Genomic DNA, 207 nt, shown 5'->3' with positions numbered 1-207 from the left:
AGGTTGGGTTTTGCTCATTACTCATCTCGTCTGTTAGGAGTGTTACCTTTTCTTTTTTAATGTTGTAGTGACATAGTGAGGCATAACGGTTTTCGTTATTTTTAACATACACAATGTATTGGCTGTTAGGCGACCACGTATATTGAGTAATACCGTCTAAGTCGTAAATGCCGGTATAAATTTTATGTTGCTTGCCCGATTTTTCAT

Annotated in this window: 1 protein-coding gene; it reads right to left on the bottom strand. The window is 36.7% G+C overall.

All coding sequences use genetic code 11. From position 1 onward, the window contains the following. On the bottom strand, nucleotides 1–207 hold a 207-nt coding region (locus tag V6260_RS19555), incomplete at both ends, for a hypothetical protein (RefSeq protein ID WP_341595643.1).

Source organism: Pseudoalteromonas aliena, from assembly GCF_038155085.1.
In the GTDB taxonomy this organism is placed as follows: domain Bacteria; phylum Pseudomonadota; class Gammaproteobacteria; order Enterobacterales; family Alteromonadaceae; genus Pseudoalteromonas; species Pseudoalteromonas aliena_A.
This window is presented reverse-complemented; position numbering and strand designations above follow the sequence as displayed.